Annotated in this window: 26 protein-coding genes; 15 read left to right on the top strand and 11 right to left on the bottom strand. The window is 39.3% G+C overall.

Annotated elements, in window-relative coordinates:
- Positions 1 to 2: 2 nt before the first annotated feature.
- Complete coding sequence (locus tag GQR38_RS09985; RefSeq protein WP_165721738.1) at positions 3 to 1,505, bottom strand: curlin; 1,503 nt, start codon at positions 1,503 to 1,505, stop codon at positions 3 to 5.
- A 583-nt stretch (positions 1,506 to 2,088) separates the two neighbouring features.
- Here GQR38_RS09985 and GQR38_RS09980 point away from each other — a divergent pair.
- Positions 2,089 to 4,593 (top strand): S8 family serine peptidase, encoded by a 2,505-nt coding sequence (locus tag GQR38_RS09980; protein ID WP_165721737.1) that lies wholly within the window; start codon positions 2,089 to 2,091, stop codon positions 4,591 to 4,593.
- Positions 4,594 to 4,661: 68 nt separating this feature from the next.
- On the opposite strand, the gene puuE is transcribed toward GQR38_RS09980, so the two are convergent.
- From puuE to xdhA, 8 genes are read right to left on the bottom strand one after another with little or no spacing between them, the layout of a single operon-like run.
- Positions 4,662 to 5,594, bottom strand: coding sequence for an allantoinase PuuE (gene puuE / locus GQR38_RS09975; protein ID WP_165721736.1), 933 nt, complete (start codon positions 5,592 to 5,594; stop codon positions 4,662 to 4,664).
- 1 nt (position 5,595) lies between these two features.
- Positions 5,596 to 6,807, bottom strand: coding sequence for a urate hydroxylase PuuD (locus GQR38_RS09970; protein ID WP_101216333.1), 1,212 nt, complete (start codon positions 6,805 to 6,807; stop codon positions 5,596 to 5,598).
- A 5-nt stretch (positions 6,808 to 6,812) separates the two neighbouring features.
- Positions 6,813 to 8,177, bottom strand: a complete 1,365-nt coding sequence (gene guaD / locus GQR38_RS09965; RefSeq protein ID WP_165721735.1) for a guanine deaminase — start codon at positions 8,175 to 8,177, stop codon at positions 6,813 to 6,815.
- Between the two features lie 2 nt (positions 8,178 to 8,179).
- A complete protein-coding gene (gene uraH / locus GQR38_RS09960) occupies positions 8,180 to 8,530 on the bottom strand; it encodes a hydroxyisourate hydrolase (RefSeq protein WP_033028479.1) in 351 nt (116 codons plus the stop codon).
- Positions 8,527 to 9,027: a 2-oxo-4-hydroxy-4-carboxy-5-ureidoimidazoline decarboxylase gene (gene uraD / locus GQR38_RS09955; RefSeq protein ID WP_165721734.1), complete on the bottom strand. Its 501-nt coding sequence runs from the start codon at positions 9,025 to 9,027 to the stop codon at positions 8,527 to 8,529. Before uraD ends, uraH begins: the two co-directional genes overlap by 4 nt.
- Entirely contained in the window at positions 9,024 to 9,914 is an 891-nt protein-coding gene (gene xdhC, locus GQR38_RS09950; RefSeq protein WP_165721733.1) for a xanthine dehydrogenase accessory protein XdhC, read from the bottom strand. The genes uraD and xdhC overlap by 4 nt, the downstream gene beginning before the upstream one ends.
- Positions 9,907 to 12,246 (bottom strand): xanthine dehydrogenase molybdopterin binding subunit, encoded by a 2,340-nt coding sequence (xdhB, locus tag GQR38_RS09945; protein WP_165721732.1) that lies wholly within the window; start codon positions 12,244 to 12,246, stop codon positions 9,907 to 9,909. Before xdhB ends, xdhC begins: the two co-directional genes overlap by 8 nt.
- Entirely contained in the window at positions 12,233 to 13,732 is a 1,500-nt protein-coding gene (gene xdhA, locus GQR38_RS09940; RefSeq protein WP_165721731.1) for a xanthine dehydrogenase small subunit, read from the bottom strand. Before xdhA ends, xdhB begins: the two co-directional genes overlap by 14 nt.
- Positions 13,733 to 14,413: 681 nt before the next feature.
- Here xdhA and GQR38_RS09930 point away from each other — a divergent pair.
- The 3 genes from GQR38_RS09930 (at position 14,414) to GQR38_RS09920 (ending at position 16,409) form a co-directional block, all read left to right on the top strand.
- Positions 14,414 to 15,010: an RDD family protein gene (locus GQR38_RS09930; protein WP_165721729.1), complete on the top strand. Its 597-nt coding sequence runs from the start codon at positions 14,414 to 14,416 to the stop codon at positions 15,008 to 15,010.
- A gap of 272 nt (positions 15,011 to 15,282) precedes the next feature.
- The gene (locus GQR38_RS09925) at positions 15,283 to 15,516 is read left to right on the top strand and encodes a hypothetical protein (protein ID WP_240917395.1); all 234 of its coding nucleotides are present in this window, start codon (positions 15,283 to 15,285) and stop codon (positions 15,514 to 15,516) included.
- A gap of 257 nt (positions 15,517 to 15,773) precedes the next feature.
- The gene (locus GQR38_RS09920; protein ID WP_004334621.1) at positions 15,774 to 16,409 is read left to right on the top strand and encodes a trimeric intracellular cation channel family protein; all 636 of its coding nucleotides are present in this window, start codon (positions 15,774 to 15,776) and stop codon (positions 16,407 to 16,409) included.
- Between the two features lie 2 nt (positions 16,410 to 16,411).
- Here the strand turns inward: GQR38_RS09920 and GQR38_RS09915 are convergent, their stop codons facing one another.
- Entirely contained in the window at positions 16,412 to 16,846 is a 435-nt protein-coding gene (locus GQR38_RS09915; protein WP_165721727.1) for a GNAT family N-acetyltransferase, read from the bottom strand.
- Between the two features lie 114 nt (positions 16,847 to 16,960).
- Positions 16,961 to 18,427, bottom strand: coding sequence for a DASS family sodium-coupled anion symporter (locus GQR38_RS09910; RefSeq protein ID WP_165721726.1), 1,467 nt, complete (start codon positions 18,425 to 18,427; stop codon positions 16,961 to 16,963).
- 286 nt (positions 18,428 to 18,713) lie between these two features.
- Here GQR38_RS09910 and GQR38_RS09905 point away from each other — a divergent pair, with 286 nt between their 5' ends.
- The 11 genes from GQR38_RS09905 to GQR38_RS09850 all read left to right on the top strand — a co-directional run bounded on the left by GQR38_RS09905 (position 18,714) and on the right by GQR38_RS09850 (position 26,008).
- Positions 18,714 to 19,553 carry a DUF417 family protein gene (locus GQR38_RS09905; RefSeq protein WP_165721725.1) on the top strand — a complete coding sequence of 280 codons (840 nt, stop codon included), beginning with the start codon at positions 18,714 to 18,716 and terminating at the stop codon, positions 19,551 to 19,553.
- 17 nt (positions 19,554 to 19,570) lie between these two features.
- Positions 19,571 to 19,822: a Rho-binding antiterminator gene (locus GQR38_RS09900; protein ID WP_165721724.1), complete on the top strand. Its 252-nt coding sequence runs from the start codon at positions 19,571 to 19,573 to the stop codon at positions 19,820 to 19,822.
- A gap of 533 nt (positions 19,823 to 20,355) precedes the next feature.
- Positions 20,356 to 20,727, top strand: coding sequence for a hypothetical protein (locus tag GQR38_RS09895; RefSeq protein ID WP_007584363.1), 372 nt, complete (start codon positions 20,356 to 20,358; stop codon positions 20,725 to 20,727).
- A gap of 114 nt (positions 20,728 to 20,841) precedes the next feature.
- Positions 20,842 to 21,531 (top strand): hypothetical protein, encoded by a 690-nt coding sequence (locus GQR38_RS09890; RefSeq protein WP_165721723.1) that lies wholly within the window; start codon positions 20,842 to 20,844, stop codon positions 21,529 to 21,531.
- A 100-nt stretch (positions 21,532 to 21,631) separates the two neighbouring features.
- Complete coding sequence (locus GQR38_RS09885; RefSeq protein ID WP_165721722.1) at positions 21,632 to 22,045, top strand: hypothetical protein; 414 nt, start codon at positions 21,632 to 21,634, stop codon at positions 22,043 to 22,045.
- Between the two features lie 526 nt (positions 22,046 to 22,571).
- Positions 22,572 to 22,964: a hypothetical protein gene (locus tag GQR38_RS09875; RefSeq protein WP_331460590.1), complete on the top strand. Its 393-nt coding sequence runs from the start codon at positions 22,572 to 22,574 to the stop codon at positions 22,962 to 22,964.
- 105 nt (positions 22,965 to 23,069) lie between these two features.
- On the top strand, positions 23,070 to 23,582 hold the full coding sequence (locus GQR38_RS09870) for a hypothetical protein (RefSeq protein WP_024596157.1): 513 nt from the start codon (positions 23,070 to 23,072) through the stop codon (positions 23,580 to 23,582).
- A gap of 163 nt (positions 23,583 to 23,745) precedes the next feature.
- Entirely contained in the window at positions 23,746 to 24,111 is a 366-nt protein-coding gene (locus GQR38_RS09865; protein WP_033038240.1) for a hypothetical protein, read from the top strand.
- A gap of 265 nt (positions 24,112 to 24,376) precedes the next feature.
- The gene (locus GQR38_RS09860; RefSeq protein WP_165721721.1) at positions 24,377 to 24,775 is read left to right on the top strand and encodes a hypothetical protein; all 399 of its coding nucleotides are present in this window, start codon (positions 24,377 to 24,379) and stop codon (positions 24,773 to 24,775) included.
- 78 nt (positions 24,776 to 24,853) lie between these two features.
- Entirely contained in the window at positions 24,854 to 25,276 is a 423-nt protein-coding gene (locus GQR38_RS09855; RefSeq protein WP_024593235.1) for a hypothetical protein, read from the top strand.
- Positions 25,277 to 25,603: 327 nt separating this feature from the next.
- Positions 25,604 to 26,008 (top strand): GNAT family N-acetyltransferase, encoded by a 405-nt coding sequence (locus GQR38_RS09850; RefSeq protein WP_024593236.1) that lies wholly within the window; start codon positions 25,604 to 25,606, stop codon positions 26,006 to 26,008.
- Positions 26,009 to 26,375 lie beyond the last annotated feature (367 nt).

The raw sequence follows: 26,375 nt of genomic DNA, 5'->3' as shown, positions 1-26,375 counted from the left end.
AATTACATTTGAGTAATAGAAGTCACGTTACCGTCACCAATTTGGGTCACTGAAACAGTGCTGTTGAAACCAATTACGGCGCCTTCAACAATGTTATCGTTACCCATTTGAGTTACGCTAAACGAAACGTTTTCGCCACCTACTAAAAATGCAGGTTGCTCCATTCCTACTACCCAGTTACCTTCGCCAGTTTGTGAAATATCAATGCTGTGGCCATTACCTTCAACCATCATATCAACTACGTTCATTTCACCTGTTTGAGCTAGGTCAACTTGGTTCATGTTGCTATCTAAAATACCTGCAAGTGTAACCATGGCTTCGTTTTGAGAACCATTTTGCATAATATCGATATCGTTGTCGTTTGATGTTAGAGATATATCAGGATATGAAGACTCAACAACAGCAGTGTTTTCTTGGCCAGACTGAATAACGTTAACGTCATTTTCAGACCCATTAAAGTTAACAACGTGTGCTGAATTTGATTCACCTACTTGGTTAATCATAAATTCGTTATCGGTACCTAAAACGCCCATGTAAGCATCATTTAATAAGCCAACTTGTGTAGCCGTTAATTCATTATCGTCACCAATAATATCAACGGTTGTTGAGTTGCTTAAATCAACCTGAGTTACTGTAACTTCGTTGTTTTGACCTTCGAATAAGTTTGATTCGATAGTATTTAAAGAACCTTCTTGGTCTAAATCAATTTCGTTTTCATCGCCTAATACAGCTACAAATGTTACTGCGTTAGTATTGCCTTCTTGTTCAATTGAAAGCTCATTTGCATCGCCTAAAATATCAGTGAAGGTAACAGTATTACGATCGCCGTCTTGTTCAATATCAAGCTCGTTATCATTGCCTTGTAAAGAACTCACTTTGAAGGTATTCCAGTAACCGTTTTGCTCAAGACTCAGACTATTCTGATCGCCCATTACAGAGGTTAATTCAGCTTCATGCCACTCACCTGTTTGTAATGAACTGATTTCGTTGCCATTACCTTTCATATCTAAGTTGTAAAACCAATGACCACCAGTGCCTTGCTCTACATCAACGATATTGTCGTCACCAACAATCATGTTGACAGCTTCGTTGTTTACAAAAAAGCCTTGGCCACTTTGCAAAACATTTAGGTAATTATTATTACCAGTAACTTCGGTAATTACACCGTTGGCAACGCCATCTTGGGCATATACTTGCTCGTTGTTGTTACCAATTGTTGTTACGCCAACATAATTACCTGATTGTAATTGAGTAACTTCTGTTGTGTTCTCGTTTCCAGTAGTCGAAACCTCAATAGTATTACTATCTCCCTCTTGCATTAAAATCGCGGTGTTATTATTTTGCGATTGTGCCAATGTCATTGAATTAGCGGTGCTAAGTATAGATATTTTTGTACTAAGTTCTGAGTTTGATGCTGATTTGTTGTCGGTATCTGCATATGAGGCAAAGCTGGTACCCATTGCTATTGCAACAGCACAACTTAAAAGTGATTTATTCAACTTCATTATTTTCTCCTTGAAATATTAAAATCAAATACCCTAAATGTTATAGGTTTTAATAAGGTATTTGTTGTCTCAGCATGCCGTGCCGATATATTTTTTGTGATCCGCTTGCGTAACTTTAGAAGTAGGTGAAGCGTAATATGTGACTATAAATAATTAAGTTTTAATTTGTCATAAATATTGAACTAACAAAGTTTAAGCTCAAATTCATAATCACCCATTAACTGTATTCCCCTATTTCATTTTCTTAAATCATCATTTTTTACCAAATAATTAACCTTTTATTATCATCGGTTTATGTGTGTAACTGGTGGGTTTTAATGTAATAGTAAGCAAAAGCAGTAAAAAAGTTTGACCCTATAATGGGTAAGGTTGTAATGGGGCAGTTCATTAAAATGACTGTGTTTAGTGTTTTTTTTATAGCCAAACTGGTCAAAATTTATGATTTTTAATTCTTTTTAACTTTTTAACTTGTCAAATATCGTATTTACTAGTTTGCTTATAACTTGCCACGTGATCCCTTGTACTTGAAATAGTGAACAAACCCGCTTAGTGCTTCTAAGCTAACCCAACTATGGATAGAACAATGAAAACAAAATTATCTATTATTACGCTTGCTTTACTACCTTGTTTGGCTTCGGCTAAATTACCTGATGCAGGAGCTCTTCCACAAGCAGCTGCAAGCAGTGACTCTGTTATTGTTAAATATAAAAAAAATGCAACACCTCAAATGCGTAAACAAGCACGAAGCTTGGTTAAAGCAAAAATTACAGATTTAAATAATGATGAAGTTGATGATAACTTCACATCATTATTCTCAGGTCGCCTTGCTAAATTTAAAGTATCTGGCATGAGTACTAAAGAAGCTATTGAGCGTTTAAAGTCTCATCAAGCAATTGAATATGTTGAGCCAGATTACCGCGTTAGTATTGCTGCCAATACACCTAACGATCCACGTTTTGATGAACTTTGGGGCCTAAATAATGAAGGGCAAACAGGCGGCATTGCCGATGCAGATATTGATGCGCCAGAAGCATGGGAAATCTCAATTGGTAGTCGCGATGTTGTAGTTGGTGTTATTGATACTGGTGTTGACTACAGTCACCCTGATTTAGCTGACAATGCGTGGGTTAACACTGGCGAAATTGCAGGCGATGGTATTGATAATGACGGCAATGGTTACATAGACGACATTCACGGTATTAATGCAATTACGGATGCTGGCGACCCAATGGATGACCAAGGTCACGGTACCCACGTATCAGGCACTATTGGTGCAAGCGGTAATAATTCTACAGGTGTTGTGGGTGTAAACCATGAAGTTTCTATTGTTGGTTGTAAGTTTTTAGATGCCGCTGGTAATGGTTCAACATCAGATGCAATAAAATGTATCGACTATATGGTTAATCTTAAAAACTCAGGTGTAAACTTACGTGTTTTAAACAATAGCTGGGGCGGTGGCGGTTATAGCCAAGCGTTAGCGGATGCTATGACTGTTAGTGAGCAAGCTGACATATTATTTGTTGCTGCTGCTGGTAATGACGAAGTTGATAATGATGCAAACCCTCACTATCCATCAAGTTATGAACACGAGAGTGTATTAGCAATTGCCAGTACTGATAGCAATGATAACTTATCAGACTTTTCACAATGGGGCGCGACAAGTGTTGACATGGGAGCACCAGGCTCTGGTATTTTGTCAACAGTTCCGGGTAATGGCTATGCAAATTACTCAGGTACTTCAATGGCAACACCTCATGTTGCCGGTGTTGCTGCTCTTGTGTTGTCAGTAAACCCTGATTTAACAACATCAGAGCTTAAAGCGTTACTAATGAGTAGCGGTGACGCTAATGCTGCACTTCAAGGTAAAACGCTTGCGGGCACGCGCCTAAACGCAAATCAGGCGTTATTAGATGCCGATCCAACGCCAAGCTTTAAAATGTCTGTGACGCCAGCGTCACAACAAATAACAGTTGGTGAGTCTGCAACTTATACGTTTGAAATTGGTTCTATTGCTCAGTGGGATGGTGAAGTAACGCTTGAACTAGAATCTAGCCTTACTGGTGCATATTTATCAGAGCTAACTGCAAGCCCTGGCGAAACAGTACAGCTTAGTGTTGAGACCAATGGAAATACGCCATGGGGTAATTATGAGTTTACTGTTACAGCAACATCAGATGATATTGTTAAAGAAAAAACAGTAAGCTTAATGCTTCAACCTGCTGGTTTAAATGACTACACCTATACTAGCGAAGAAAATGTGGCGATTCCTGATAATGATCCACAAGGTGCTAATTCGGTAATTACAATTTCAGATGATTTAACTGTTTTTGGTACTTCTGTTGATGTAAATATTACGCATACTTGGTCTGGCGATATAGTCCTTACGCTAATTTCACCACAAGGCTCTGAGGTAACTTTACAGAGTAATGAAGGTGGCAGCGAAGATGATATTGTTAAAACATTTACATCAAGCGTATTTAACAGTGAAGTAGCAACAGGCGACTGGACGTTAAATGCTGTGGATACAGCGGGTGCAGACACAGGTAATATTAATGGCTGGTCACTTACGCTTAGCGCTATAGGCGAAGTAAGTGCACAACCGCCACGTGCAGGCTTTACTGTTGATACGCAAGGTTTAACAGCCTCGTTTGTAGATACAAGCAATGATGCCAATAACGACATTACACAGTGGAGCTGGAGCTTTGGCGATGGCGCTACATCAACAGATTCAAGCCCTGTGCATGCATATGCGCAATCGGGTAGTTACGATGTAGAACTAACTGTTACTGACAGTGAAGGTAATACAGATACATTTACCCAAGCCGTTGTTGTAAGTGACGTGACCCTTGAACTGAACTTAAAACGCGCTAATAAAACACGCCTAGGTACGATGCGTGTAGAACTTAGCTGGGAAGAAGTGGGTGCAGAGTCATTAAGCGTTTACCGTAATGGTGAGCTAGTTGATACCACTGCAGATAATGGTCGCTACCGTGATTACGTGCGTGGAGCTACATTACCATCGTACGATTACCAATTATGTATAACAGAAAATGTGTGTTCGAATATCATCACCGTTTCTTTTGAATAAATTTCACTACTCCTAAAGTAATTTAAGCCCAGCTTTGCTGGGCTTTTTTATGTTTTAAAAAATATAAACTATGCTTTTTTATACGGGTGGGTTTTAAGCCAGTGCTCGGCTATTTGTTCACGCGTGGCAAACCAAACCTGCTCATGCGATCGGGCATATTCTAAAAACCGTGCTAATGCTTTTATTCTTCCTGGTCTGCCAATTAAGCGGCAATGCAAACCTATCGACATCATTTTTGGGGTGTTTTCACCTTCTGGGTCACCTTCTTCATAAAGCGTATCAAAGGCATCTTTTAAATAATTATAAAACTGATCCCCTGCATTAAAACCCTGTACGGCAGCAAAGCGCATGTCGTTTACATCGAGCGTGTAGGGCACAATGAGTTGTGGCTTACCTTCTTTAATACTGTAAAAGGGTAGGTCGTCGCTGTAATCGTCGGCGTCATATAAAAATGTGCCATTCTCAACTACAAGGGCTGCGGTATTTGGGCTAGTTCGGCCGGTATACCAGCCTTTGGGCTTTTTACCTGTAAGCTTTTTAATGACGTCAATGGCTTGTTGCATATGTTCGCGCTCGGTTTGTTTATCTATATTTTGATAATTAATCCAGCGCAGGCCATGGCTTGCAATCTCGTGGCCTGCTTCAACAAAGGCTTTAGCTACATCGGGGTGGCGCTCAAGGGCCATCGCCACTGCAAAAATGGTGACCGGTATATCGTATTTTTTAAATAAACGCAGTAACCTCCACACGCCCGCGCGCGAGCCATATTCGTAAATAGACTCCATGCTGATATGGCGGTCTTCTACATGGGGAGCACTGACTATTTCTGATAAAAACGTTTCAGCGGCTGCATCACCATGTAATACACAGTTTTCGCCGCCTTCTTCGTAATTTAATACCACTTGCACGGCAATACGTGCTTTATTGGGCCAATTTGCATGAGGCGCATGTGGGCCATAACCAATTAAGTCTCGTGGGTAGTTTTTAAATTGCTCGCTCATTTTATTGCTCCTTTTTAAGTGCCGTGAGCCAAAACTCGAGCGTTTCGCGCTCTGTGTTAGTCATTTGGGTCATATTAGCCAGTGGCATGTCTTTGGTTATAACCGCGCGGGTATGAATAAGCGTGCTGGATTTTTTTACATCACTAATAGAGTCGAGCTTAAAGCCTAGCGGCGCTGTTTGAAAAAGCTCAGAGGTAGGTGTTTCACTATGGCACTGCGTGCAGTGTTTGCTGATTATATCCCACGCTTGTGCGTCGGTAATACTTGCTTGTAAAGGCGCGTTTTCGTCTGCATTTGTTGTACTGCTGGGCCAAGGTGCTATTGCCAACATAAGGGCAAAAAATGCTGCAATACCACTTATAAGTACTGAAGGTTTATTAACGCCTTGATGTTTTAAGTTAAAATAATGGCGTATCCACATACCAATACCAAACAGCGCAATTAAAATAAGCCAGCCAAAGTTGTGGCTATACGTGTAAGGAAAGTGATTGCTAAGCATAATAAATACCACAGGTAACGTGGCGTAGTTATTATGAATAGAACACAGCTTTGCCTTTAAACCTGGGAGCGATTCGGGTATACGGCCGGCTTCTACTTCACTCACCATGTAGCGTTGCCCTGGCATAATAATGTGATACACATTGCCAACCATACACGTGCCAATGAGTGCGCCTACATGAATATACACAGCGCGGTCGCTAAATAATTGATCAACCCCAAAAGTCCACAGAGCTAATAAACCAATAACTACAGCAATAAACACTTTGCCGTTTTCAACCAGCGGGGTTTTACACAATAAACGATAAATACCATAACCTAAGCCAATAAAACCAAGGGATGCGCCAATAGCTGCAAATTTACTTAGCTCACTTTTACTGTTATCAATTAAGTACACATCGGCGCCAACATAATAAAGTAAGCTAAATAGTAATATACCGGTGATCCAGGTTGTGTACGCTTCCCACTTAAACCAATGCAGGGTATGAGGCATTTGTTCAGGGCCATTTTGATACTTAGCCACTTCATAAAAGCCACCGCCATGCACGGCCCATAAATCGCCTTTTATGCCTTTATCTATTTTCCATTGCGGTGGTGTTTGTAGGTTGTTATCAAGCCATGCAAAATAAAATGAAGCGCCAATCCAGGCTATACCAGCAATAACATGAAAGTAACGCAGTACTAAATGAGCAAGCTCAAATAAATAGTTTTCCATAACGGTTAAGCCTCTTCTAATACCGGTGAGCGGGTGTCTGAAAATTGATTGTTATCATCGCGCTTATACACACTTTTACCCATAATGTAGGTTTGCTCAACGCAGCGGTCGTCGCCTAACATCATCATTGCAAATAGTTTTTCATGTAGGGTTTTGGCATGTTGTATTCTAAATTTTAAAAACGAAGTTGCCGAACAATCCATTACAATAAAATCGGCTTCACAGCCGGCTTCAAAATTACCAATTGTCCCTTCTAAATCGAGCGCTCTAGCACCGCCGAGTGTTGCTAAATACAGCCCTTTAAATGCTGAAAACTTTTGACCTTGTAACTGTTGGATTTTGTAAGCTTCGTTACCTGTTTGTAGCATAGAAAAGCTTGTTCCTGCGCCTACATCGGTACCCATGCCTACGTTTATGCCGTGCTCTTCACAGGCTTTTAAATTTAAAAGTCCTGAGCCTAAAAACAGGTTTGAGGTAGGGCAGTGCGATATTGCCGCATTGTTATCTGCAAGGCAGCATAGCTCGCGCTCAGATAAATGAATACTATGGGCAAATACCGAGCGTTTACGTACCATTTTAGCTTGCTCGTAAACGCCAAGGTAATCTTCAGCTTCTGGAAATAGCCCTTTTACCCATTCGCACTCATCTTTGTTTTCTGATAGATGAGTGTGCAGGTAGGTGTCTGGGTATTCTTCAAGTAACTGAGTGCATTTTTGTAATTGTTCTGGGGTTGATGTGGGGGCAAAACGCGGCGTAACTGCGTAGCTTAGCCTGTCAACATTGTGCCATTTTTTTATTAGGGCTTTAGATTCGTCATAGCTTGTTTGCGCGCAATCAGATAAGTCGTCAGGGCAGTTACGATCCATCATTACTTTACCGGCAATCATACGTAAATTGCGTTTTTGTGATTCTTTAAAAAACGCATCAACCGATTGCGGGTGCACAGTGCCAAATACAAGGGCTGTGGTTGTGCCATTACGCAGCAGCTCGTCTAAAAAGCGATTAGAGATCTCTTTTGAATAATGCTTACACGTAAATTTTTTCTCTGTCGGAAACGCGTATTCGGTTAACCAACTTAGCAGTTGCTCGCCGTACGCACCCACCATTTCGGTTTGTGGTAAGTGTATGTGGGTGTCAATCATACCAGGCATAACGAGCTTACCATCGTGGCGGATAACACGCGCTGATTTATCAATTGTTGGCAGTATGTCGTGCTCGTAACCAAGTTTAACTACTTTGCCGTGCTTGATAACTAATGCGCCTTTTTCAAAAAAACGATGGGCGCTTTCGCCAGCAATGGCAGGGTCGTCAACAAAGTCGAGTATATCGGCACAAATTACTGTTAAGTTATTATTGTTTTGTGTGCTCATAGTTAGCTACCTCTGTATGTAGAGTAGCCAAACGGGCTAAGCAACAATGGGATATGGTGATGTTTAGTATCTTGTAATCTAAACGTTATTTGCGCCTCTGGGTAAAACGCAGGGGTAGGTTGATTTTGGTAGTAGCTATCTAAATCAAATACTAGCTTATAGGTTGCAAATTCTACTTCTGTATTTAGCCAGTCGGTAATTCGCCCATCGGTATCGGTTGTGCCTTGGGTTAGTTGTACCCATTCGTTATTTGTAAGTTTAAATAGCTTAACAGCAACGTTTGCCGCAGGTTTTCCGGTGCTGGTATCAAGTATATGGGTGGTAATAGGGCTTTTGTTCATACTTTTATTCATAGCAATGACTCCAATCTTATTTTTGTTATTTTGGCTTGTTCGCCCGCGGCTATAGCAAGCTCTGTGCTGCGGGTGTTGTGTATGCGCTGCTCTATGAGTTCAAGCATTTGTTCGGCAGTTTTACCGGTGGCGCACACAATAAAAATAAAGCCAAACTTGTTCAGGTACTCTTTATTAAGGGTAATCATTTTGGTAAGTACGGCTTCGTTTGCTTTGCTCATACCCGATTGCTCATGGCCCGCTTTTTGTGCGGTAGCAGCGTATTTTTTGCTAAGGGTTGATAAGTCACCTATTTGCGGGTGGCCTTCAAAGGCAGCTAAATAGTCGCTCTCGCTAAGGCTATCCCATATGCTTTTTGCGCATTCAAACAGCTGCTGAGCACTTTTAAATGGCATTGCTTTTATCATGCCCGCTACCCAGTTAGGGGCCGCGCAGCAATGCTCAAGTGCTTGTTTTGCTTGTGCATCATTTAGCGTATTTATTTGTAAGCTACTCATGCGCCTACTTCCTCCTGCGTGGTGCTAATTAAGGCATTTTTTAGTGTGCGCCACTGCAAGCCTTGGCGTTTTGGCGCTTGGGTTTGCATAGCCTGATAAAGGGCAATTAGCTGTCCACTAATCGAAATAGCCACTTCCATTGGTAATTTGCCCGTAATATTTTTAAGCCCAACAGGGCAGGTCATTTGTTGTATTTGAGCGGCTGTAAAATCGCGATGTGCTAGGCGTTGTTTAAAACGTTTTGCTTTAGTGTCAGAGCCAATAACGCCCAGCCAATTGGCATCAGCGCGTTTAATAATGGCTTGGGTGAGTGCAAAGTCGAGCTGGTGGTTATGGGTAAGTATTAAGTAGTTATTAGCTTTAGGCGCACGTTTTACTTGTTCTATTGGCTCTTCATCAACCACTTTTACTACGTTATTTGGAATAGCCTGTGGGAATACATCTGCGCGGCTATCTATCCAGCGTATGCGCATAGGCAGCTGTGCCAATATACCAATAAGCGCTTGTGCTACATGGCCTGCGCCATAAATGTCGAGGGTAAAGCGCTCGCATTGCATGCATTCAAGCATAACGGTGGCAGCTCCGCCGCAGCACTGGCCTAAATTTGCACCTAGGTTAAATTGCTCAATTACTTGGGCGGCTTCGCCTTTGGCAAGTAGTTCGCGGGCTTTTTCTATTACTACGTATTCAAGGTGGCCACCGCCAAGAGTGTCGTAAATATGCTCGCCGCTTATTACCATTTTAGAGCCTGTGCCGCGAGGGGTTGAGCCATTTGTGCCAAGTACCGTGGCAATTACATAATTAGTGCCGCTTTGTTCGTGCTCGTTTATAGCCTGCGCCCAGTTTTGAGTATGAAAACCCTGAAACGACTCATTTAAATTAGTCATGTTGATGCTCCTTAAACCAACTAGCGGTTTGCTCAATTGCACTCAATACTCGCTCTGGGGTTGCGGGTGTATCCAATGGGGCGGTGTATTTGTAATCAGCCACACTACTTATGGCATTACGAATAGCGCTCCATACACTAAAGGCCAGCATAAATGGCGGCTCGCCTACGGCTTTTGATCTAAACACGGTGGTTTCTGGATTTGCTGAGTTATAAAGATTGACGTTAAATTCGGCAGGGGTATCGCCAATGGCTGGTATTTTGTAGTTGGCTGGGCCAAAGCTTGCAAGCTGGCCTTTATCATTCCATTGTAAGTCTTCGGTGGTAAGCCAGCCCATACCTTGTACAAAGGCGCCTTCAATTTGGCCTATATCAAGTGCTGGGTTAATTGAGCTGCCTACATCGTGCAGTATGTCAACGCGGGTTACCGTGTTTTCGCCAGTTAGCGTATCTACTTCTACTTCGCTGAGTGCTACGCCGTGAGCGTAGTAAAAAAATGGGCGGCCTTCACCTTTGGCTCTGTCGTAATGAATTTTTGGTGTGGCGTAATAACCGGTAGATGAAAGCGATATACGATTCATGTAAGCAAGATTTGCAAGTTCGCTAAAGCTAATTTCCCCTTTACTAAAAGTAATGAGGTTATCTTTAAATGTAATACTTTGGCTGTCTACTTCAAAGTGCTCGGTAATAAAGTTTATTAAGCGCTCTTTTATTGTGTTTACTGCATTTAGCGCCGCCATGCCGTTTAAGTCGGTACCGCTTGAGGCCGCTGTTGGTGAAGTGTTTGGTACTTTGTCGGTACGCGTAGCACTAATACTTACCGCGTTAAAATCGACCCCAAAGCCATGGGCCACAATTTGCGCAATTTTGGTGTTCAGCCCTTGGCCCATTTCGGTGCCGCCGTGGTTTAAATGTATAGAGCCATCGCTATATACATGCACTAATGCACCGGCTTGGTTTAAGTGTTGTACAGTAAACGATATACCGTATTTAACCGGCGTCATTGCAAGGCCTTTTTTTATAATGGGTGACGATACGTTAAATGCTTTAATAGCCTCTTTACGTGCCCAGTAGTCACCCGACTCCTCAAGCTGGTTTATCATATCTTTTAAAATATGTTGCTCTACGGTTTGATGATACGGCGTGGTGTCGCGGCCTTTTTTATATAAATTGAGTTTTCTAATTTCAAGCGGATCTTTACCTAATTTAGCTGCTATATCGTCCATTATTAGCTCGCCCATAATCATTCCTTGCGGGCCACCAAATCCTCTAAATGCGGTATGGCTTACGGTATTCACTTTACAGCGATTACCCTTAATTGTGGCGGCTGGGTAGTAGTAGGCGTTATCGGCATGAAACATGGCACGGTCTACAATTGCATCAGATAAATCAGGGGAGTAGCCACAAAACCCGTTTACGGTAATGTCGGCACCTTCTATTAAACCATTTTCGTCAAAACCGACATGATAGTGATTATAAAAAGGGTGGCGCTTACCGGTTAATTTAAAATCGTCGCTACGGGCTAGGCGCATTTTTACTGCGCAGCCAAGGTGGTAAACCGCAAGGGCGGCAAGGCATGCCCATGGAGCGCCTTGGGTTTCTTTGCCGCCAAAAGCACCGCCCATACGGCGGGTTTCTACGTTTACAAAGCTAAATGGCTTTTTTAAAATTTTAGCAACTAAGTGTTGAACCTCAGTAGGGTGTTGCGTAGAACACTGAACATGAATGCCCCCGTCGTTATCAGGTTGCGCCAGCGCTATTTGGCCTTCTAAATAAAAGTGTTCTTGTCCGCCTATGTTTATTTCGCCTTTAAGCTGGTGGGCTGCGTTATTAATGGCGTTTTCGCTGTTACCACGGTTAAGTGAATGAGGCGGCCTTACCCAATGCTCTTTGCTAATGGCTTCTTTAATATCAAGTATTGGTGTGGTTTGCTCGCACTCTATAACCACTAAACGTGCCGCGCGGCGCGCTATTTCATAGGTGTCGGCAACAACAATTAATACAGGTTGCCCGTGGTATTGAATTTCATGGCTGGTCAGCAGTACATCACCTGGAAATACTGGGCCAATATCTAATTTACCCGGTACATCTTCGGCCGATAAAATACGTTTAACGCCTTCAACTACCAGTGCGTGACTTGTATCTATTGATTTAATAAAGCCGCTTGTAACAGGGGCGAGCACTGGGTAAGCATGCAGGCAACCGTATGGCTCAGGGTTATCGTCGGCAAAATTTGCACTGCCACAAACTTGTTTAATAGCGCTTTCGTGATATTTAGACTGTCCAACGCTACCACCTTGCGCTTTTAGTTTATCCATTTCAAAGTGACGCATGTGAGATCCTCGTAATGGCAATGTTGTTATTGTTGCGTGCTTGCGACTCACAAAACTCAATACCAATGCGTTGTAATAAGTTTTTGCTTACCGTAGTGCGATAATGCGCACTGCTTCTTACATCGCTCATAGGTGTAAAGTCATCGTTAATAGCCGTTGCTGCGTCTATAAAGCTACTTACTTGTAACGATTGAGATATCAGCTTTTGCTCAATATGCTGCGCGCGCTTAGGAATAGCTGCCATACCGCCCATAGCGCAGCGGGCTTGAGTAATCATGTTTTGTGAATGCTCTATAGCAAGTACCAAACACACGGTAGATATATCGTCTTCAAAGCGTTTTGATATTTTATGACATGCCAGTTTTAGCGACTCTGGGCGCTTTGGGATGGTGAACTTGCTGATTACTTCATCGCTTTTAAGAACTGTTTTTTTGTAATCAGTAAAGTAGTCGGCAACTTTAATAGTGCGCGTACCAGCGCTGCTTAATAAATCCATTGATGCATTAAGAGCGATTAAGAGGGGAGCGGGATCGCCAATAGGAGAGGCATTCCCTATGCTGCCACCTAGTGTGCCGCTGTTACGTACTTGGCTTGATCCTAAGCGTTCAAATAGCTCTTTTGACTCTGGGTAATGGTTATAAAATGCCTCAACAAATTGGCTATAAGGTAGCGCTGCACCTATGTGTAACTCACCGTTATTATCTGCCAAGGTGCAAAGATCCTTTACTTGGCTAAGGGAGATAATTACATCCGGTAAGAGCATGTTTTGGCTAAGCTCAATGGCAAAGTCGGTGCCACCAGCAACTAAATGTGCATAAAGATAAAGCGTCTTTAGCTCAACAAGTTGTTGGGCCGTTTGTGGTAAATAGAATTTGCGAGGGCCATTTTTTAAAAATGGAATATCGTCATCATATTGCGTATTAAGTGATGCTTTAAATTGAGCGGCCATTGCTGAGTACGGTTCAGCTTTACGCTCATAGCTATAGGCTTTTTCGGCTGCAAGTAATATTGGGCTATAACCTGTACAACGGCATAAGTTACCGGCAAGTGCATGAATAACCGCTTTTTTACCAGGGTACGTTGGTTCATTAATATAAAGAGCCAACAAACTCATTATTATACCGGGCGTGCAAAAACCACATTGCGAACCATGGCACTCAACGAGTGCACGTTGTACGGGGTGTAAATCGGTTAAGTTTGGGTATAAACCAGTAGTCACAGCCTCTACCGTTACTATATGTTTTGCATGCGCATTACCTAATAACAATAAACAGCTGTTCATTGTTTTGTATTGCCAACTAGCTTGCCCGTTTGCATTTATACGCTCTTCACCCACTAAAATTGTGCACGCGCCACAGTCGCCAGTTGCACAGCCTTCTTTGGTGCCCACTTTCCCTTTTTTGGTGCGAAGCCAGTCCAAAATGGTGAGACTTGGCGAGCATTCTTGTACTTCAATTGGCGTGTTATTTAATAAAAATTGAATCACACAGACCCCCTTAATTTTTATAAAGCCCTGATACATAAAGGCTTGGCGTATGTTTTTTCTTGTTGTTTGCGCACGGGTAACAAAAATACTTTTTAATCTTTAATTAGCTTATTGCAGTTACTATGCCATTGTTGACCGCTTGGTCAGTTAAGGGCGGTTGGGTTAAATTGTCGAGGTATAGGTAATAACGGAGTAGCCTTAAAAATAAGGCACGGTGAAGCGAATGCTTTTACTATTTAAATCTAAAGGGGAAAATAGGGCTGGTAAAAGCACATTAATGAAAATGCTTTATGATGTGGTTAAACCTGACCAAGGGGACATGTTTTTTAATGGCCGTATAATACCAATCAGCAATAGTACTTGATCAATTTAAGGGCTTGAATCTGACGCTAATTGTGTTAAAAATTTCTGATATAGAACAACTAAATAGCGAAATTTTTGCCTTGTTATCGACACGATTTTCTTATCTCAAAATAGCTCACTTAATTAAGCTGATAGGTATAATGAATATAAAAGAGCCTGCTGATGCGCTAGATTTAGCAGGACATACCAGCACGCTTGCAGGTCAAATTGTAAAAACGCCAACACGTTATGGTATGTTATTAAAAACACATAAATAATTGAATAACATAAATTAATTATGTTAAATTACGATAAAAAGAAGATACGGACTTAGCTTTTATGGACTCTAAAATTGATTTTTCTACCTACACTTTAGATGAGCTTTACTCATCAGCGAGAGCTATAGATCGCGAAGCCTACCCAGATCGAGCAAAAGAAATAGACGACTTAATTGAAACGCGAGAAGCACAGAGCCCATCTGAAAATATTGTATCAAAAGTAGCAGGAGAAAAAGCAACGCGCTCAGATAGGTTAGTAGCTGCTATTGTTGATGGCGTTTTAGGTGTTGCTTGTTTTATACCTGTATTCATGCTTGTAGGGTTTGATAATTTAAGCCAACCAACACTTACTTTATCTGCAGGTTTGCTAGGTTATGGCATATTAAGCACGTTAGTGCTTCATGGTTACCTTATGTACCAACGCGGACAAACAATTGGTAAATCTTTAATGTCTATCCGTATTGAAAATTTAGATGGTACACAAGCAAGCTTTACTACAATTTACTTTAAACGCATGCTTTCTATGCAACTATTATCACTTGTCCCTTCGGTAGGTCAGTTTATAGCTGGTTTTGTTAATCCATTATTTATATTTGGAAAAGATAAACGATGTTTACATGATCATTTAGCGGGAACAAAAGTGAGTTATGTAGATTAATCAGGATATTAATTATGGCAGCTTTGCCTAGGCAAAAAAATTACCCGGATTTAAGTTTGATTAGCAAAAGTTACAAAATGGCGTATTTCACTAAATTGTTAATATAATTAAAAAAACCTTACCGATTTTTTTTGACTAGTAACCAAGGATGATTATGAAAAACAACACACAGCTAATTTTAGCACTAGCGGCTTCTTTAATTTGTTACCCAACATATATATTATTCATTGGTTTTCTTACCGCAGCGAAAATCAATGAGGTGATACATGAGAATGTTTATAAAAACAAACGAGTTTGATAAACTGGCAAGGCGTTACGCATGTATTAAATGTGGTACTTGGGTGAGCATAAAAGCCCAAAGCTTTAAGCAGTGCCAGCATAGTTTTACTAACAATGATAAAAGCTCAATGCAAACACTCTATAATCAAAATAAAGAGCAAAACTGGCAACATACAATATTGCCTATTATTTTTGTGATATTGGTAATAGCTTTATTGCTCATTTAATTTTTGCTTAAGATTTAAAAGTGCTCGACTGCAACTCTGTAACAAAACCTCTCTGTACTTTAACGTGTAAAAACTACCCATAATTAAAATAATTACTCTTGTTAAGCCTTCTCTAAATATCACATAGCTAATGTTTTTTAATACATATAATAAGTTTATAAATTTCAATTGCTTAAATTATAAATTTATTTGTATTCACTCGTTTTTTTGGCACGTAAGTTGAAACAACTCCTTATAAATTTAAAAAAGGAATTACCATGACTGCTGAATACTTTATGGTACTAGGGTTACTCGGTGTCGCATTTTTTGCTGTTGCAGGGGCATTGCTTGGGTATGAAAAAAACATTAGTGGCTTTGGCGTAGTAGTGGTGGCAACCGTTACAGCATTAGGGGGCGGTACCCTCAGAGATATACTTTTAAACAAACCGGTATTTTGGATTGCTACCCCGGAGTATTTATATTCAACCTATGGGGCCGTTATAGCAACAATTGCATTTATTCGATACTTACCGCGCGTTAATAATTACTACTTTTTGTTGGTAGACGCTGTTGGTATGGCGTTATTTAATATTATGGGGATAGAAAAAGCACTCATTAATGGCTCTGGTATGGTGGTCGCAATTACCATGGGCATTACTACAGGTATATTTGGTGGTTTAATACGCGACGTAATTTGCCGTGAGGTGCCAACTGTTATGCGCAGCGAACCTTACGCCTCTGCGTGTTTAGCGGGTGGTGCAGTTTATGCCGCTTTATTTAGTCTTAATGTAGATTACATTTGGTGTATTTTAGGGTCATTTTTCACGACTATTTTTTTAAGATTAGGCTCTTTGCATTGGGGTTGGCATTTAACTATTTTCAGAAAAAAAGACTTCAGAGATCAAAGCGACTAATTTTAGCTACGAGTAGCCCGCGTTTGCATGTAGTACTCGTAATTATTCTCATCAGTTATAGTAAAACCCAGCCGCTTATAAAGTCCTAATGCTGGGTTGTTTTTAAGCACAGTGAGTTTAATCGGTTTTGATTGCGCACTTGTAATAACTTGTTCAATAACAGCTCTCCCATACCCTTTATTTTGATGCAATGGATGTATTTGTAATTGCATTATTTCAACGTATTGAGCGTGCGTTTGGTATTTTAAAGTACCAATTGGTACCTCATTTATAACTATAAGATCGGAGCAGTCATATTGGTCATCAAGCCTTAAAACATGCTGTTGCTTAGTTAAAAATAACCCGGCATTTTCTAAGTGTTCAACCATAGTCAGTTTTCTGAGGCTTAATAAGTAGTCTCGGTCTGAATATGCTGCCTTTATGAATTTAAAAACCATAATGCTCCCTTCTAACAGCCCTAATGTTTATATTTTTAGGGCTGAAGCACTTGAACTTGTTCTAAACTCAAGTGCGCAGTATTAAATGTGCAAGCCAAACTAACAAAGGCAATACTACCAATACCCAAGTGCTTTCCACCAAAGCCCGCCAATAATTCCCCATACACTTAAATTAATAACGCTCATTATAAGGCCCATTACCCACCAGTCTTTTAAAGATACATAGCCTGAGCCAAACACTATGGGAGATGTGCCTGTTGCGTAATGCGTTAACGACATCATGAGTGATGAAGCGCCAGCTAACAGTAAACCTAAAAATAAAGGCGGAGCGCCAAGCGCTAAACCAGCGGCGTAAAATGCGGCAAACATAGCAGTGATATGTGCTGTAGTACTCGCAAAAAAGTAATGAGCATAAAAATACACAGCTACCAATATAATAGCCGATACAATCCAGTCAAAGCCCAGTTGTGCAATGTTGCTCTCAACAAGTGTTGAAAACCACGTTACCAAACCTAATTTATTTAAAAAAGTGGCCATCATTACTAATGCTGAAAACCAAACAACGGTATCCCACGCAGACTTTTCTTTAAGTACATCGTCCCAGCTTAATACACCAGTCACTAATAAAACCGACAAACCTAAAAAAGCCACTGCGGTTGTGTTAACTGCGTAGTCAGCCCCTAAAATCATTGCGGGTACGCCGGCCCATAAAATAAGCAGCATAGCAAAAACACCCACCATTATTTTTTCGCCATAACTCATTGGGCCCATTTCAGTTAATTTAGATTCTGCATATTTTTTAGCGTCGGGCGTACTTTTAACTTCAGGTGGGTAAATGGCATAAACAACCAAAGGCACAAGGGCAATACATAGCAAACCAGGAACAAGCGCTGCCAGCGCCCACGTACCCCAAGTAATACTAATATTTGCACCGGTAGCATCAGCAATAAGCTTTACAATTAGAGGGTTTGGCGCAGTCGCCGTAATAAACATAGCTGATGTAATAGGGTTTATATGGTAGCTCACTAAAGCAAGGTAGTGCCCAATTTTACGAGATGTGCCTTCCTCAGGAGATGAGCCAAAACTTGTTGCTATCGACTTCATTATTGGGTGAATAATAGCGCCGCCTCGCGCGGTATTACTTGGCGTTACAGGCGCTATAACAAGTTCAGAAAGTGCGAGTGCATAGCCAATACCAATTGTTTTTTTACCAAAAAGAGAAATGAAATTATAGCCAATGCGATTTCCCAAACCGGTTTTAGCTAACCCCCGAGATATGATAATAGCAATACCAATCAACCAAATTAATGAATTAGAAAAGCCACTTAATGCATCTTTAATAGCGCCAGATGGGCTGTCATTAGTTACGCCGGTTAACGCAACAGAAGTAATAGCTAAAATAGCAATGGCACCGATAGGCATTGCTTTACCAATAATGGCAACTACAGTACCAATAAATAAAGCGAGCAAATGCCATGCGTTTTCGGTAACACCTTGCGGAGGCGGTACAGCAAACCAAAGTAGTAAAACAATGGCTATAGAAATCAGTCCAGAGGTAACTCGAATATCAGTACCCTTCATTAAAAATGTCCCTAAGTTTTAGAAATACATGCATTCTGTTTATTGAAAAGGCGACGTTATTCTACTTCATTTAATAATAAAAAAGATGACGCACATCATATGAATATTAGACTTATTTGATTTTATTAATAAAGAGGTAATAAATCATAAACTAAAGTGATTGATTACATTACCCTATGAGAGCTTACGTTGTGCTTAATCAACTCTTATATTTTTAAGAGTTAGCTTGAATTGTTTTATCGACTAGCAAGGTCTTTGTAAGTCTTAACGAATACCTGGAAATACAATGAACTTAAAATTAACCAACAACGTGATTACTTTTTTATTAGCGAGTAGCTTTTTGTTACTTGGCTTATCGTTTGCGTTAGGAGCAAACCCTAATACGTTAACGGCTACGTTTAGTTTTTATGGCGTTGATTCGCTAATGTCTGTATCTGCATTAGGTTTGATTAGTGGCTCATTTATGGTTGCTTTAGCGTTTGCCACCGTGCTCGCTCGCCTTAAATTAATGAAACCTACACCAGCACTTTTACTTGCAGCAATTATAAGTTTAGTAGCATTACTTACCTTGTTTGCCAGTAACCGTTGGATGGCTCAACTTGGCGGCTTTCCAATCATTGGTAGTGGGCAGGGCATAATTAAATACTTTGCTGTAGTGCCTTTGTATTTGTTTTTATTTTATAAAGACAAACTTACCGACAAACAACACGTACTTTTAAACTTTATACCGGTTGCCATGGTTTTATTGTGGATTGGCGGCATGAAGTTTTATGAGTTTGAAGCAAAAGGCATTGTAAGTTTAGTAGAAACCTCACCGTTTATGTCGTGGTTATACACGGTATTTAGCGTACAAGGCGCGTCTAACGTGATTGGCGGGTTTGATGTGTTATTTGCTGTGTTATTGGGCTTAGGGCTATTTTTAAATAATAAAAAGCTAATTATTGTAAGTGGCTTAGCGTGTTTAAGCGTATTTATGATGACCCAAACATTCTTAATTACTGCAACCGGTGCATTTAGCTCTTCCACTTTACTGGAACGCTTAGGGCAGTTTGTAATTAAAGATCTTTGGTATATAGCCAACCTTGTTGTTATTGCTTTTTTAATGATTTTTAAACCGGCTAAATAACATATAAAGAGGACATTATGATCAGTTGCAACCAATACGACTATATCGAAATTGCCTGTATGCACCGTTTAAGTATTGAGCTTATATTAAAAAATGGCGATGGTGTATGTGGCGTAGCAACTGACACAAAACGCAATGCTAATAGAGACGAATGCATAGTTGTTAGCGTAAATAGCGAGTTGCAACTCATTGTGCTCACTACAATCAGCGTACTTAAAGCGCGTGAGAAAAATCCATACTTTGACCACGTGAACTTTGATGTAAAGTAAGCACCTCACTCATTCGTTTTATTACAAACACCCCAGCGAGCCTGTATCATTAATATGTTAAGGCTCGCTTATCTCACCAATGCTTTAGCTAATTACGCGCTAAATACATAAAGCCAAAATTTTCCTATTACTTTTTCCTCTGTTTTATAATCGAGTTTTTCCACCAGATAAGGCTAAACGCCAACTATTAAAGCGTATAACAATGCTAAACCAGTATAAGTAAGCCTCAATAAGCCTTAACTAGCGCTTAGTATCCGTACGTTTGTTAATTATGGTCGTAAAAGGTAGCTACATAAATAAAGCTAACTTACAGAGCCAGCTGTTTAAATAAACAGCTGTTTTAATTTTGTCCGATAACATCATTAAAAATCGTTTTGGTGAAAAATAACAAAGACCTTTTTATAACATGCCTAATCACTTGTTTACATTAAAGTTATTTAGTGGAATTATTAAACAATGTAATATACGCCATTTTGGGGTGTTATAACCCCCAAATGTTGTCAATAAGCTGTTAGCGGTACTCAGAGGTTTTGGTGAAATCTAAAGTTATAGAGTTTGATAATTCAACAAACACGATTGAGGTGATAAACCTCAATTTTGATGTTGAACTTCTAGAGATCACAATATCTATCGATGGTGATAAAATCGATATTATTTTTGAAGATCCAGCAGGTTTTCGGGTTTTAGATGAAGGTGACTTGCTAGAGTTTTGGCCTGATTGTTCTTTACAAGCAGGTTGGCTTCATGAAATAAATTCTGATGGTTGGTTCGACTTAGAAAAGAATAGAAATGGTTTTCTATTAGCAGATAATGCAAAGGTAACTGAGTATTTGGTGGTTGGCGTAAATTACTGTGTAAGCATTCTTGCATGGGAAAAACCGAAAGTTCAGCAAAGTACGCGCTAACAAGTTAATAAAAAAGGATAAAATACGGCTGTCTATCTTGCTCCGCTCGTATTTTAGCTAACCAAATTTTGCCTGTCATTGAGGCGTTAGTGTTCATCTGAGATCGAGAATCGAATGGAATACATAATTGGATTAATATCATTTCTACTTGGAATAGCTTCAGGATATTTTATTGCCTATGGTAAAGAGAAAGGCAAGAATCGAGCGTTAAAAGAAGATATTGAAAGCTTAGAAGACCAGAAGCAGCAAGTTCAGATTAAATATACTAGAGAGCTCGAGGATCTTAAAAAGGATAACGCCCTTAATATTGAGTTAAGAAAACACAAGTACGAAGAAAAGAAGATTCAATTTGCTAAATTCTTTACTCTTCTCGATAAATTCCATGCCAAAAGCAATGAGATTTTCATGGAGCGTTTTGGCCCAATCTACTCAAAGTTTATGGAAAATTATTTAATTAATGATGAGTCAACCCAAAATGAAGGCATCGCTGAGTTTAACCAGAGCATGATGGGTTTATTTGGTGAGCTAAACCAAGAGCACTTAAAACTCACCACAGAAACTAATAGCATACGTCTAATTTCTTCAGAAGTTTTAGATGATCATCTGGATCAACTCACAGCTAAAGTAGGCGAAGCTACTAATACCGCGCAAGAAATGTTGGAAATGATGGCAAGCCCTGAGTTTTGGGCAAATCAGACCATTTTGTATCCGCTTCAGATAAAAGCTGAAGAACAAGGTCGAGAGATTATCTTCGTACGCGACAACATTCGTAAGCAAATGAAAGACGAGTTAGATCAAATATAAAACACTAACAAACTGCGCAAAACAACCAACTCCGTTTCGGCGGCTTAGCCGGGCGTTAGGTTTATTATCAAAGTGTGTACATTAAAAAGGATGAATGGATATGGGCGAATGGTCTGATTATTTCGAAGATCTCCCTGAAGAAGCACTTCAACCACCGATCGCAGCAGAAAGAGCAAAAGAAAAATTTGACTCTGATATCAAAGATATGAATGCAGATGCATTTGCTTTAATAGCGAAAACAAGGAAAAAGGCTATTGATGCGCTTCAAATGCAAAAGAAACAATTTTTTGAGTCGGTTGATTACTGCCCTCAATGTGGTGAAAAAGAGTTAAATGTCTATAAATTAGAGAACAAAACTTATCTATGTGAGTGCCAAAATTGTGGTATCTGTGGTTCAGGAGATAATTTTCCGCAGCATTGCATAAAACAGCGTCAGCAATCGGGGATAATATCGATTGGAGAGTCGGTTCATTATTTTCAATCAGCACAAAATAAAACTAACAACACGCCCTGAGGTGGACAGCAAGCGCTAAAGCTCACTTTCCACCGCAAATTTTAACAGCGGTGATCCCTTACTTTTTAATGCAGTTAAGTAAGTTGATTCATCGTAGGGCTATGTGCTTTCCAGCACCTAAATAGTATTCGTATCCGCTTAAATGCCAATGATCTGATGATGGTATTATAGGGCTTTCCTTTGGCTCCTTGCTGCCAACTATCTTGGTCAATTAACGGTGCTTTAGCCCAAAATAAATAACGCACAGATAATCCTGCTCATTCTAGAAAGAGTAAAAAGGTACCCACACTAAATTTTTCAGTAATACCTTCCAAAACGCCAATTAAAACAACACCAAACACTTCATTATATGCTGCGTAAAAGCACAGTAATCGATTGAACCAAAATAGGAACTCAGCTATGGTTTGTTTATCAAAAAAATAAAAAACGAGTTAATCTACAGGCTCGTTAAGATTAAAGAAACTAATTAATTGAATCTGGCTGTTAGAGCTATTCTACAGCCTCGTTGTATTGCTAAAGGATTATCGTGAAATACTCTAGGATTGTACTCTTTTCAGTAGGCTTGTATTTATTGCTAGTTGCTTTATCAACAATAGCAACAAAGATTGTTGGCTTTGATGAAATGACTCAAAGTACCTCATTAACTTTTACTTATTACGTCCTCGGATTTGTAACCTCTTTAATCGTTTATTGTTACCTAGGCTATAAGCAAACAGTGAGCCCCTATAAACAAGCCTTTTTAGTTGCGGCGGTTTATTGGTTTATTGATCTAAGTGTCGGTGCCTTACTATACATTTTATTAGAAATATCAATGGATCCTCTGATATATTTAATTCCAGCTTTTCTGCATGTTATTGCTGTTTTATTAGGGACATTACTTGGTATTCAATTACGTCGTAAAAGAGTTGAGGGTAAATAAATCGTAAAGCAGAACAAAAAAAGCTGGTTTTTGCTCTTTCATCCTAACCTTAGATAACAACCTTACGGCCTATTTATTCGGCATAAGTAAAAAAGGAATTTAAATTTGCTATTCGATTGGTTTAGCTCTGAAAAGCCAAATGTTTATTTGGGATCGTTAGCTGTAGCTAATAACAGCCATTTTTCTAAGGTAGAGTCGTTTTTTTATATAACGGGCGATTCACTACAAGATCATATGCACAAGAAGCTTGAAGATATTTTTTGTCTTCACAGTATTTCGTCTATTAAAGAGCCTAAAAAGTCAGATATTGGTTTAGATGTTGTTATAGTTACTTTGCATGGTGGTGATGCATTCACTATAGATTTTGATACAGCTATTATTCCGCTATTTTGGCGACCAAAAGTTAAGTTAGTATCGCGCTTGTATAACATTAAACACAACAAAACGATTAAAACGTTCAGCGTTTCTAAATCTGTTACGTGGCGCGAATTCATAGCTAAAAAATTTAGCTTAAGAGGCTTTTTTCGTTGGGGTCCTTTGTATCATAACGAAGACATGGAAATACTGTTGTATAAAGCATGCTACGAGTTATTAAATAAAATGCGAAAGGCTATTTAACCAGTAGCCAATAAGAATAATTAAAATAAGATAAAAATACATTTTGCTCTTGGTGAACATTATTACAAACAAAATAGGAACTCAGCTATGGTTTGTTTATCAATAAAAACAAATAAAAAACGAGTTAATCTAAAGGCTCGTTATGTTTTCAGGGAGTCCGTAGTTGAATTCAAGTAACTGGGATAATGCTGTAATAAAAAGTATTGGCTATGTTGGTATAGGAATCCCTGTATGGTTTTTATTCAATGGGCTGGCACCTTCATCACTTGGTGATATTTCTGGACTTGCCGTTACTTTTTTACTTTATATTGGCGTTTACCTACTAATTTCTATCGTTGGTTGGTTAGTGGTTGGCTTTCCTGTTCACTGGTTTTCAAAAAAGTACACTAACGGCTCTTATGCTTTTTATATCGCAATACCACTAATAGTTGTGGTTGATGGCTTGTTTAATAACACCCCTCAAATATTAGGTTTGGCGGCATTATTCCAAGCCTTTTTGTTTAGGTATTATCTGTACAAAAAAACATAACAAAATAATTTGACATCATCCATCCTAAATTTTGCTACGCACTAAGAAGAGTAAGCCCTTTCAACCTAAATTAAAGCTGTTCAACCACCCGTAATACCTTACAAGATGCCAATTAAAACAACATCAAACCCTTTTATATTCTGCGTAAAAATACAGTAATCGATTGAACCAAAATAGGAACTCAGCTATGGTTTATTTATCAATAAAAACAAATAAAAAACGAGTTAATCTACAGGCTCGTTATGTAACAACGTGAGGAGAGATGATGAACAAGGAAACTATAGGGAAATACGTCGCAGTTTTGGGATTATTGCTTTTCTGGGCACCTCTTTGGGGAATTGTTGATTCGTATTTAATTATGTCCTCTTCATTTCAAGAGATAACGCTGTTTGGAAGTAATGAACCTAAAATATCACAAGAAGAAATGTCATCAACAGCTTTGTCTACAGTAACAGGGTTCATCTTATTTTTAGTTGCACTTTGCTTTTTAACATTTTCCGTTGTGGGCTTAAACTATCGAACTAAGTGGCTTTTTTGGGCACTAATAATATATTCAACATTGTTACTCTTCATGTTCCCTGTTGGTACAGTGTTAGGAGTAACTGTGCTGGCAGCGCTAGTTTTAAACAAGAAAAAATTTGGACTTGACGCTGACGCTATATAACAAAACCATTAACCGGATTAGTACAAGAGCGCCACAAATCGGTTATGGCAGGCGTTAGCTTTCTAAGAGGGTTTCGAGTTGAGAACAATATTTAGCTTTATTTTAGCCTCTTTAGTTGTTGCATTTTTAGCGCCAATGGCAATTGAAATGAAATTTACTATTATTCCTTTTGGTATATTTATTTGGACGTTAATAGTTGTTCTAATTTTAGTTCCAGTAACAGCATTTCCAATTTATAAATTTATCACTAAAAGTTGTGATTATTCGCTAAATACAGTGCTCAAATCTTCAGTTATATCTACTTGCTTAGTTTCTTTCTTTTTTGTTTTCCCTTCAGGTTTAGATAGCTCAATTATTAATGGTAAGGTATTGGTCGAAAATGGTTCAATTACGTTAATAGGTTATGGATATAGCTTTTTACAATTGTTTTTATTTTCTATAGTAGGCCTTGTTGCTGGTATTGTATTTTACGTTTCAAAAATAGAGTTAAACAAAAGCTAAAGAATTAGGATGAAATTCATTCTAACTTTTACATAAATAATAAATTAAAGCAGCGGGTTAAGTGAGTTTTATAAAAATGAATCACGCAAAAAGCTGAGCTACAATGAAAGAAAGAGTAAAAAGCCAACCACACTAAACTTTCCCGTAATACCTTCCAAAACACCAATTAAAACAACAGCTAACAATTTTTTATATTCCACGTGAAATACAGTAAAAGATTGAACCAAAATAGGAACTCAGCTATGGTTTGTTTATCAATAAAAACAAATAAAAAAACGAGTTAATCTACAGGCTCGTTATAAGCCAATGGAGGCTCTGCAAAATCATATGGAAATTCGCAATATTTCCTGGGAGCAAACAATCCCGCTTCGACAAAGTGTTCTTTGGCCAAACAAGCCTCCGGAATATTGCCATGTTGATGGCGATCATGACGCAATGCATTTTGGTGCCTTTGTTAATGACGAGCTTGTTTGTGTTGCCTCCGTATACATAAAATCAGATAAAGCTCGCCTACGTAAGTTTGCTACTAAAACTGATTATCAAGGGCAAGGCATTGGCTCTCAAATGCTAAAGTTTATTCTTCACTCTCTTAATAATACGGTTGTAATTTTTTTTTGGTGTGATGCTAGAGAATCAGCTTTAAGTTTCTATCAGCGCTTCGGTATGCAGCCATACGGGGAACGTTTTTATAAGGCTGATGTTTCTTACTTTAAAATGGAAGTTGCTTTATAGTAAGTTTAAAGCGGCATATAACAACACGCGCTGAGGTGGGCAGCAAGCGCTAAAAGTTAGGATGACACCCATTCTGACTTTTACGTCAATTATCAATGATAGCAGTGAGTTAGGTTACATCCATGAAAGTGCATCACGCAAAAGTCTGAGCTGTATTGACAAGATGAAAGTAGTAATTGGTAGCCCGATAGACGACAACAATTTTTATTAAAAAATGGTAAATAACTCGGCTTCATTGAGCCTAACTTCCTTTAAAATAAAAGTGGAATATTACCAACGTTATGATGATCCTCAACTGCTAGGTTTTTTCTGCTGCATCACTTATTTTAACAAATATATTTTGCCCATCAGAGTAAAAAAACACCCA

Origin of the sequence: Pseudoalteromonas sp. c7(2019), assembly GCF_011378625.1 — a bacterium.
In the GTDB taxonomy this organism is placed as follows: Bacteria; Pseudomonadota; Gammaproteobacteria; order Enterobacterales; family Alteromonadaceae; genus Pseudoalteromonas; species Pseudoalteromonas arctica.
This window is presented reverse-complemented; position numbering and strand designations above follow the sequence as displayed.